The following is a 9,093-nucleotide window of genomic DNA, read 5'->3' on the forward strand; positions in this document are numbered from 1 at the left end:
GCTCTCCCCCCTCGGCCCGTACCCGCGTCATGACCCGCCCTCCTCCGCCAGAGTGCTCAGCATCCGGACGACCGCCCGCCGGCCGAGCTCGATCTTGAAGCCGTTGTCGGGCCGGCCCTCGGCGCCCGCCAGGGCGGCCTCCGCCGCCGCCTCGAAGACGCCCCGCTCGGGCCGCGCGCCGAGCAGCGCTTCCTCGGCGCGGGGCACGCGCCAGGGGACGGTGCCGACGCCGCCGAGGGCGAGCCGGGCGGAGCGGATCCGCCCGCCGTCGAGGACCAGGGCGGCGGCCACGGAGGCGAGCGCGAACTCGTAGCTGGCCCGGTCCCGGACCTTCAGATAGCCCGAGCGGGCCCCCGCCGGCAGCAGCGGGATCTCCAGGTGGGTGATCAGCTCGCCGTGTGCCAGGGCGTTCTCGACGTGCGGGGTGGCACCCGGCGTCCGGTAGAACTCCGTCAGCGGCAGCGTCCGTTCGCCGTCCGGCCCGTGGACGCGCACGGAGGCGTCCAGCGCGAGCAGGGCGACGGCCAGGTCGGACGGGTGGGTGGCGATGCAGTGCGGGCTGGTGCCGAGGACGGCGTGCGTGCGGTGGTGGCCGTCGAGCGCGGCGCAGCCGGCGCCCGGCTCGCGCTTGTTGCAGGCCTGGCTCGGGTCGCGGTAGTAGCGGCAGCGGGTGCGCTGGAGGAGGTTGCCGCCGAGGGTGGCCATGTGCCGCAGTTGCGGCGAGGCGCCGCGCAGCAGGGCCTCCCGTACCAGCGGCAGCCGGGCGGTCACGTCCTCGTGGGCGGCGAGCTCCTCCATGGTGGTCAGCGCGCCGGCGACGAGCACGCCGCCGTCGCGCCGGACTCCCCGCAGGGGCAGCCGGGTGACGTCCACCAGCCGGGCGGGCCGGAACACCTCGTCCCGCATCAGGTCCACCTGGGTGGTGCCGCCGGCGAGGTAGGCGGCCTCGGGGTCCGCGGCGACTTCGGCGACCGCCTCCTCGACGCTCGCGGCCCGGACGTACGCGCAGCTACGCACGCGGGCCTCCGGCGGCGGCCTCGCGGATCGCGGCGACGATGTGCGGGTAGGCGCCGCAGCGGCAGAGGTTGCCGCTCATGTACTCGCGGACGTCGTCGTCCGAGCCGGCCCGGCCCTCCTCGATCAGGGCGACGGCCGACATGATCTGACCCGGGGTGCAGTAACCGCACTGGAGGGCATCGTGGCGGGCGAACGCCTCCTGCACCGGATGCGGCACGCCGTCCCGCTCCAGGCCCTCGATCGTCCAGACCTCACGGCCGTCGGCGCTCGCCGCGAGGGTGAGGCAGGAGAGCACCCGCTTGCCGTCGAGGTGCACCGTGCAGGCCCCGCACTGGCCCTGGTCGCAGCCCTTCTTCGTGCCGGTCAGCGCCAGGGCGTCGCGGAGGGCGTCCAGCAGCGAGGTGCGGGTGTCCACCTCGATCCGCCGTTCGGTGCCGTTCACCCGGAGGGCCACGGGCACCCGGACGACCGGCCCGGCCGTCCCGTCGGCCGCCGCAGCGGATCCGTTCACCACCGTCACCCTCCAGCCTGGACATACCACCATGTGATCCGACATTTCGGTCACGCCGGGGGCGATCCTACGATCGGCGGCGGCGCCTGAGGGCGACGACACGGCGGCCTCCGCCGACCGGACCCGCCGGCCCCCTCTTCTCCGTCTCCCGACCGCCCGTCTCCCGGGCCCGGACGGCGGGGAGGGAGCGCGCGTCCGCGCCTCCACGACCCGGTAACGTCTCCCCCACCGGAACATTCGCCGGAGCGCCGCCGGAACACCGCACAGCGAGAAGGTATCCCCGCCCATGCACATATCCCCCGAGCCCGACCTGCGCCACCACGGGGACGCCGAAGTACGCGGCATGGGCGACGAGTTGACGGATCTGGCGGTCAACGTCCGGGCGGGCACACCGCCGTCGTGGCTGCGCGAGCGCATCGCCGCCTCCGTCGACTCCCTCGCCGCCTACCCGGACGGCCGGGCGGCCCGCCGCGCGGTCGCGGCCCGGCACGGGCTGCCGGAGGAGCGGGTGCTGCTGACGGCCGGCGCGGCCGAGGCGTTCGTGCTCATCGCCCGGGCACTGCCGGCGCGCCGCCCGGTCGTGGTGCACCCGCAGTTCACCGAGCCGGAGGCGGCCCTGCGGGACGCCGGGCACACCGTGGAGCGGGTGGTGCTCGACGCGGCCGACGGCTTCCGGCTGGACCCGCGCGCGGTCCCCTCCGACGCGGACCTGGTCGTCGTCGGCAACCCGACCAACCCCACGTCCGTCCTGCACCCGGCCACGACCCTGGCCCGGCTGGCCCGCCCGGGGCGGACGCTGGTGGTGGACGAGGCGTTCATGGACGCGGTACCGGGCGAGGGCGAGTCCCTGGCGTCCCGTACGGACCTGCCCGGGCTGGTCGTCCTCCGCAGCCTCACCAAGACCTGGGGCCTGGCCGGCCTGCGGGTCGGCTACGTCCTGGCGTCACCGGGGACGGTCGCCCGGCTCGAACGGGCGCAGCCGCTGTGGCCGGTGTCGTCCCCCGCGCTGGTGGCGGCCGAGGCGTGCAGCGCGCCCCCGGCCCTCGCGGAGGCCGCCCACACGGCCCACCGCATCGCCTCGGACCGGGCGCACTTGGAGTACCGCCTGTCCATGTTCCCCTCGGTGACGGTCTGTTCGCCGGCGGCCGGCCCCTTCCTCCTGATCCGCCTTCCCCACGCCACCGCCGTCCGCACGCGCCTCCGCGGCCTCGGCTTCGCCGTCCGCCGCGGCGACACCTTCCCCGGCCTGGGCCCCGACTACCTCCGCCTCGCGGTCCGCGACCGCGCGACGACGGACCGCTTCGCGGAGGCCCTGGAGAAGGCGCTGGCGGAGGGCTGAGGGGCGGTCAGACCGGGCGAGCGCCCCGGCGCCGCCGGGCACGGACGGCGTACACACCGCCGAGGGCCGCGAGGCCGGCCCCGACGGCGGCACCGCCCCAGGACGGATCGCTCGGGGCCGTCGGGCGGCGGCCCGGGCGGGGCCCGAACGGCTATGTGCGGGCAGCCGTTGGCCCTGTGCCGTTCCCGCCCGGGCCCCGCCCCGCGCCGTCTCCCCTCAGCCGCGTTCGCGCGCCGCCGTCCGGCGGCGGGCCGCGATGACGGCGCCGCCTCCTCCGACGACGAGCAGGCCGGCCGCGCCGGCGATCCAGGGGGTGGCGGAGGAGCCGCCGGTCTCGGCGAGGTCGCGTTTGTCGGCGACCGTCTGCGGCTTGACGTCGGTGTGGGCGGGGTCGGCGTGGGTGGGCTTCGGGCCGGGGGAGCGCTTCGCGGGGGCCGGCGGTTCGGCGGCCGGCTCGCCCGGGCCCGCCGGGGCTTGGCAGCCGGCCTTGACGAGGGTGACGCGGCCGTGCACCTCGGCGACGTTGAGTTTCAGCGGGTTGACGTCCACGGCCAGTTCGAGGGCGGCCGCGGTGCCGGTGCGCGAGGTGGTGACGGTCTTGGACAGGTCGAGGCGGACCCGGCCGACGCCCGGCACGTCGACGTCGGTCGTGCCGCCGGTGCGCAGGGTGACCTTCTTCCCGAGGACGGTCACCGGGCCGAGCAGGTTCGCGGTGGCCGTGGGCCGCCGCCCCGCCCGGCAGACGGCCTCCGAGGTGACCTGCCGGACCTCGATCAGGGAGAGCAGCGGCAGACCGGGGACGTGCACCTTGGCGTGGACGAGTTCGGCGCGGCCCGTCGCCGTACGGTCGTCGGCCGTGGCGCGGGCGGTGGCCGCGTCGGCGCGGAGCAGTTCCACGGGCCGGCCGCGCTCGGCGCCGCCGACGCGCACGGAGAGCGCGGTGCGGGCCGCGTTCCCCGGGGCGTGGACGTCGTCGAGGGACGCGTTGACCGGCACCCGGACGGTCTTGTCGAGCAGCGAGACGTCGAGGCCGGCCCGGAGGACGACGGCGTCGGCCCGGCCCGTGCGGTGACCGCCGGTGGCGTGGGCGGGGGCGGCGCCGACGGTGGCCCCCGACAGCGCGGTGAGCGCGGTCACGGTGGCCACGGCGGTCGCGGACAGCGCGCCCGTCCGCCGGGAAACGGGCATGCCGAAGGAAGGGCTGGTGGTGCTGGACACGGGTGTGGAACTCCCCACGAGAGAAAGGAGCCGACGGCGCGCCGATGGGGGACATCACGCGCCGTCGGCGTCGACCACGTCATGGTCGTTCCCGGACGGGTGAACGGCGAGCGTTCTTGAGGGAGTTCATCCCAACGGGTGGTTTCCGTCAGCCAGTTCGAAGCAGGCGCAACAGGAGTGCGGCTCCGCCCCCGGGCTCTCGCCGCCTCAGCCCATCGCTCAGCCCACCACTCGTCCCCGCAGGACGACCCGGCGCGGCGCCGCCAGCACCCGGACGTCCTCCCGGGGGTCCGCCTCGTACACCACGACGTCCGCCGGCGCGCCTTCCTCCAGCCCCGGACGTCCCAGCCACGCGCGCGCTCCCCAGGTCGCCGCGGCGAGCGCGGCCCGGGCCGGCAGCCCGGCCTTCACCAGCTCGCCGACCTCCTGGGCCACCAGGCCGTGGGCGAGCGAACCGCCCGCGTCCGTCCCCACGTAGACGGGAATGCCGGCGTCGTACGCGGCGCCCACCGTCCGGTAGCGGCGCTCGTGCAGCCGCCGCATATGGTCCGCCCAGCGCGGGAACTTCTTCTCCCCGCCCTCCGCTAGCTTCGGGAACGTGGCGATGTTGACGAGCGTCGGCACGATCGCCACACCGCGCTCGGCGAACAGCGGGATCGTCTCCTCGGTCAGCCCGGTCGCGTGCTCGATACAGTCGATCCCCGCCTCCACCAGCGGCGCCAGCGACTCCTCCGCGAAGCAGTGCGCCGTCACCCGGGCGCCCAGCCGGTGCGCCTCGGCGATGGCCGCCTCGACCTCGCCGCGCGGCCAGCAGGCGGCCAGGTCGCCGGTCTCCCGGTCGATCCAGTCGCCCACCAGCTTGACCCAGCCGTCGCCGCGCCGCGCCTCCCGCGCCACGTACGCCACCAGGTCCTCGGGCTCGATCTCGTGGGCGTAGTTGCGGATGTAGCGGCGGGTACGGGCGATGTGGCGGCCGGCGCGGATGATGCGCGGCAGGTCCTCCCGGTCGTCGATCCACCGGGTGTCGGACGGGGAACCGGCGTCCCGCAGCAGCAGGGCGCCCGCCTCGCGTTCGGTCACCGCCTGCTTCTCGGCCGTCGCCGCGTCGACCGCGCCGTGCGCGTCCAGGCCGACGTGGCAGTGGGCGTCCACCAGGCCGGGCAGCGCCCAGCCCTCGACGGTGGTGACGTCCCGGGCGCCCGCCGGGCGGTCGAAGGTGATCCGCCCGCCGGTCACCCACATCTCGTCGCGCACCCCGCCGTCGGGGTCCCGGCCGGTGAGCACCCGTCCCTTGATGTGCAGCACCGTGCTGTCGTGCGTCATGTCCTCTCCCGTCCGGCAGGCGTCACCGCGCCACCGGCGGTACGGACGCGTCCGGTTCCCGCGGGCGGCGGTCGGTCCCCGCCAGTCTCCCGTCCGGATGCGTCGCCGCAAGTGCCGGGGGTCACGGCGGGCACCCGCGTCCCTCCGGACGCCCGGCGCCCCGCCCCGCCCGCCGCGGTCACTTGCGGCCGGCGACCATCGTCTCCGCGCCCGCCAGGTGCCGCGACCACGTCTCCCGGAAGCCCGCCTCCGCGAGCCAGCCCCGGCAGTCGGCGGCGGTGCAGTCGAAGCCGCCCGGGGTCTCGATGAGCATGTTGAGGCTGCCGAGCAGCCCGGTCAGGTTCTCCCGCCGGTCGTCGTCGATGAAGCTCTCGTGGACGACGACGAGCCCGCCCTCCGGCAGGGCCTCGTACGCCTTGCGCAGCAGCATCCGCTTCGTGGGCAGGTCCCAGTCGTGCAGGATGTGGCCGAAGAGCAGGACGTCGGCGCGGGGCAGCGGGTCCGCGAAGAAGTCCCCTGCCGTGAACACCAGCCGGTCGGCGGGGCCGCGGCGCTCGCGGTGGCGCTCGAAGTTGCCGCGGACGGCCGCCAGGTCGAAGCCGGTGCCGCGCAGGTGCGGGTGGCGGTGGAGGAGGTGGCTGAGCATGGCGCCCTCGGCGCAGCCGATGTCGGCGACGGTGCGGTGGGCGGACCAGTCCACGGCCTCGGCGAGGGCGTCCGCGGAACGCATGGTGAGCCCGGTCATCGCCTGCTGGAAGGAGGCCAGCCGCTCCGGGTCCTTGTAGAGGGTCCCGAACAGCTCTCCGCCGTCCTTGATCTCGTTCTGCGGCTCGCCGGTGCGCAGCCCGTCGGCGAGGCTGCCCCAGAACCCGTAGAGCCGGTTGTCGTACATCTCCAGGGCGGAGCCCACATAGTCGGGGCTGCCGCGGTCCAGGTAGCGGGCGGTGACGGGGGTGTTGGCGTACGCGCCGTCGGGCCCGGGGCCGCGGTCCAGCAGGCCGAGGGCCACCAGCGCGTCGAAGAAGTCCCGGGCGGCGCGCGGGTGCAGGCCGGTGCGGACGCGCAGTTCCTCGGCGGTCAACGGGGTTCCGGCCCGGGCCAGTTCCGTGAAGACCCCGAAGCGGACGGCGGAGAACAGCACCTTCGACGCCTGGAAGCCGAAGGCGATGCGCAATATCGAGTCCAGGGCGCCGGGGCCGCCCTGCCGGGCGGCGTGGAGATCGTTCACGTGCACTCCTCGGATGATCGGGTGGTCGCGTGTGGTGTCGAAAGTGGACCATGCCGCACTGCCCCGTCCAGTCCTCGCCGCTCATCGAGGCGCTGCTGTGGCCGTTCTGACACCGAGTCGGGCGGCGGGCCGGCGGCGAGCGGGCTCGCCTCCGCCGGACTTCCGTCCGTCGCCTACGCTGTGCCCGTGATCGACAGACCGCCGGTGGGCGCACGGCCGCCCGCGCACGCGCGCCCGTACGTCCGCGCTACGCCGTGACGAACGGCTCGCGCCCGGATCCGTGCGCCCCCGCACCCGCCGTACCCTCTCCGGCCCCGAATCCGGAACCACACGCTCCGCTCGCTGCTCGTTCCGCGGCCGCGCCCGCCCCGCGCGCCGGGCAACGGGAGCGCCCACCGGGCCGTCCACCGACCGGTCGGGCAAGCCACCCGGCGATGCGCCCGCTGAGCGCCCTGCTCGGCCGCCGCGCGCGGCTGGGCTGGGTGCACCTGCTGATCGGCGGCGCCCTGGTGATGCCGTACTTCCTGGCGGCCAACGTGCTCCTGTCGGTCGCCCGGCGGGGCGGAGGAGGCACCGCGTTCCTCTCCCCGCTCACGCAGCTCACCACCTTCGCCGCCGCGCTGCCCCTCGCCGCCCTCTCGGCGCTGCTCTTCCCGCTGATCCGCCCGCTGGAGAGCGCCACCGCGCGCGCCCTGTGCGGCGTCGGGGAGGCCGAGCTCGCCACCGGCCCGGCCCGCACCTGGCGCGAACGCGTGCGTCCCGCCCTCTACTTCACCCTGCACGTGGCGCTCGGCGGCATCGTCAGCGGCATGTCCCTGGCCGCGCCGCCCGCCGCCGTCGCACTGGGCGCGATGCCGCTGCTGGATCCGGACGCGCCCGGCCGGCTGCCCTGGTTCCGCTTGTTCGGCGGCCCGTTGCTGCCGCTGCTGGCACCCCTGGCCGGGCTGGGGCTGCTGGCGCTGCTCCTGGCCGTGTCCCGGGCGGCCGGCGCCCTGCTGGCGCGCTGCGCGCCCGTCCTGCTCGGCCCGACCCCGGCCGACCGCCTGGCGGCGGCCGAACGGCGGGCCCACGAACTCGCCCTGCGCAACCGACTCGCCCGCGAGCTGCACGACTCCGTCGGCCACGCGCTGAGCGCGGTCCTCCTCCAGGCCAGTGCCGCCCGCCGGGTCCTCGACCGCGACCCCGCCTTCGCCCGCCGGGCGCTCGCCTCGATCGAGGAGACCACCCGCGAGGCGGTCGGCGAACTGGACACGGTCCTGGGCCTCTTGCGCGAGGACGGCCCGGCCTCCACCGCGCCCGCCCCGACCCTGGCCGACCTGGACGCGCTCGTGGAACGCACCCGTGCCGCCGGCGGCACGGTCGACGTGACCGCGCCGGAGGGGCTGGCGGCGCTGCCGCCCGTCGTCTCCCGCGAGGCGTACCGGATCGTCCAGGAGGGCCTGACCAACGCCCTGCGCCACGCGGGCCCCGTGCCCGTGCGGCTCCGCGTCACCACCGACAGCGAGACCCTGGAGGTCGTCTTGGAGAACCCCGTCGGGCGCACCCCCGCCCGTACCCGCGGCGGCGGCGGTCGCGGGCTGACCGGCATCGCCGAGCGCGCCCGCCTGCTGCGCGGCACCAGCACCGCGGGCGCGCGGGACGGCGTGTGGCGGCTGTCAGTCCGCCTGCCGCTGGGCGGTGCCGCCCGATGAGCACCCCGCTCCGTATCGTCGTCGCCGACGACGAACGCATGGTCCGCACCGCCCTGTGCGCCATCCTGGGCGCCGAACCGGGTATGGAGGTCGTCGGCGAGGCCGCGACCGGCGTCGAGGCCCTGTCCGTCACCCGCGCCGTGCGCCCGGACATCGTGCTGATGGACGTCCGGATGCCCGAGGTCGACGGCATCCGGGCCACCGAACGCATCCTGACGACCATGGACGACCCGCCGCGCGTCATCGTCGTCACCACCTTCGAGAACGACAGCTACGTGTACGACGCCCTGCGCGCCGGCGCGTCCGGCTTCCTCCTCAAGCGGGCCGGGGCCGACGAACTCGTGGACGCCGTCCGCCTGGTGGCCCGCAGCGACTCCCTCCTCTTCCCCGCCGCCGTCCGCTCCCTGGCCGCCGCCCACGCCGCCGAACGCACCACCCGCGCCGACGCCGACCGCCTCCGCGCCCGCCTCTCCGACCGCGAGGCGGAGGTCCTGCGGCTGATGGCCGAGGGTCTCTCCAACGCGGAGATCGCGGAACGGCTGTTCCTGGGCGCGGCGACGGTGAAGACGTACGTGGCGGGGGTCCTGTCCAAGCTCGGCGTCCGTGACCGGACGCAGGCGGTGGTGGCGGCGTACGAGACGGGTTTCGTCTCACCTCGGTAACCCCATTCAGCCCGTCCGGCGTTTGAGGACAACCGTGCGGAGCACGGTTTCGGGGGTGCGGGGGGGCAGCCCCCGCAGGAAACGGGAAGGGGCGGGGCTGGGGC

General features: G+C 76.0%; 8 protein-coding genes. 3 read left to right on the plus strand and 5 right to left on the minus strand.

The features are described 5' to 3' along the window. Nucleotides 1-27: 27 nt before the first annotated feature. Nucleotides 28-1,017, minus strand: a complete 990-nt coding sequence (locus ACSNOK_RS26465; RefSeq protein WP_436783287.1) for an FAD binding domain-containing protein — start codon at nt 1,015-1,017, stop codon at nt 28-30. Further along, nucleotides 1,010-1,528 (minus strand): (2Fe-2S)-binding protein, encoded by a 519-nt coding sequence (locus ACSNOK_RS26470; RefSeq protein ID WP_436783288.1) that lies wholly within the window; start codon nt 1,526-1,528, stop codon nt 1,010-1,012. Before ACSNOK_RS26470 ends, ACSNOK_RS26465 begins: the two co-directional genes overlap by 8 nt. A 286-nt stretch (nt 1,529-1,814) precedes the next feature. Between ACSNOK_RS26470 and cobC the strand changes: the two genes are divergently transcribed. Then, on the plus strand, nt 1,815-2,867 hold the full coding sequence (cobC, locus tag ACSNOK_RS26475) for an Rv2231c family pyridoxal phosphate-dependent protein CobC (protein ID WP_436783289.1): 1,053 nt from the start codon (nt 1,815-1,817) through the stop codon (nt 2,865-2,867). Between the two features lie 216 nt (nt 2,868-3,083). Here the strand turns inward: cobC and ACSNOK_RS26480 are convergent, their stop codons facing one another. The 3 genes from ACSNOK_RS26480 to ACSNOK_RS26490 form a co-directional block, all read right to left on the minus strand. Further along, nucleotides 3,084-4,085, minus strand: a complete 1,002-nt coding sequence (locus tag ACSNOK_RS26480) for an SCO1860 family LAETG-anchored protein (protein ID WP_436783290.1) — start codon at nt 4,083-4,085, stop codon at nt 3,084-3,086. 219 nt (nt 4,086-4,304) lie between these two features. Further along, nucleotides 4,305-5,408: an amidohydrolase family protein gene (locus ACSNOK_RS26485; RefSeq protein WP_436783291.1), complete on the minus strand. Its 1,104-nt coding sequence runs from the start codon at nt 5,406-5,408 to the stop codon at nt 4,305-4,307. Between the two features lie 178 nt (nt 5,409-5,586). Beyond that, nucleotides 5,587-6,636, minus strand: coding sequence for a methyltransferase (locus ACSNOK_RS26490; RefSeq protein ID WP_436783292.1), 1,050 nt, complete (start codon nt 6,634-6,636; stop codon nt 5,587-5,589). A 434-nt stretch (nt 6,637-7,070) separates the two neighbouring features. Between ACSNOK_RS26490 and ACSNOK_RS26495 the strand changes: the two genes are divergently transcribed. Together ACSNOK_RS26495 and ACSNOK_RS26500 are read left to right on the plus strand one after the other, a co-directional pair. Continuing rightward, nucleotides 7,071-8,327, plus strand: coding sequence for a sensor histidine kinase (locus ACSNOK_RS26495; protein ID WP_436783293.1), 1,257 nt, complete (start codon nt 7,071-7,073; stop codon nt 8,325-8,327). Further along, the gene (locus tag ACSNOK_RS26500; protein WP_436783294.1) at nt 8,324-8,989 is read left to right on the plus strand and encodes a response regulator; all 666 of its coding nucleotides are present in this window, start codon (nt 8,324-8,326) and stop codon (nt 8,987-8,989) included. The genes ACSNOK_RS26495 and ACSNOK_RS26500 overlap by 4 nt, the downstream gene beginning before the upstream one ends. Nucleotides 8,990-9,093 lie beyond the last annotated feature (104 nt).

Origin of the sequence: Streptomyces sp. URMC 126 (genome assembly GCF_051386555.1) — a bacterium.
Classification (GTDB): domain Bacteria; phylum Actinomycetota; class Actinomycetes; order Streptomycetales; family Streptomycetaceae; genus Streptomyces.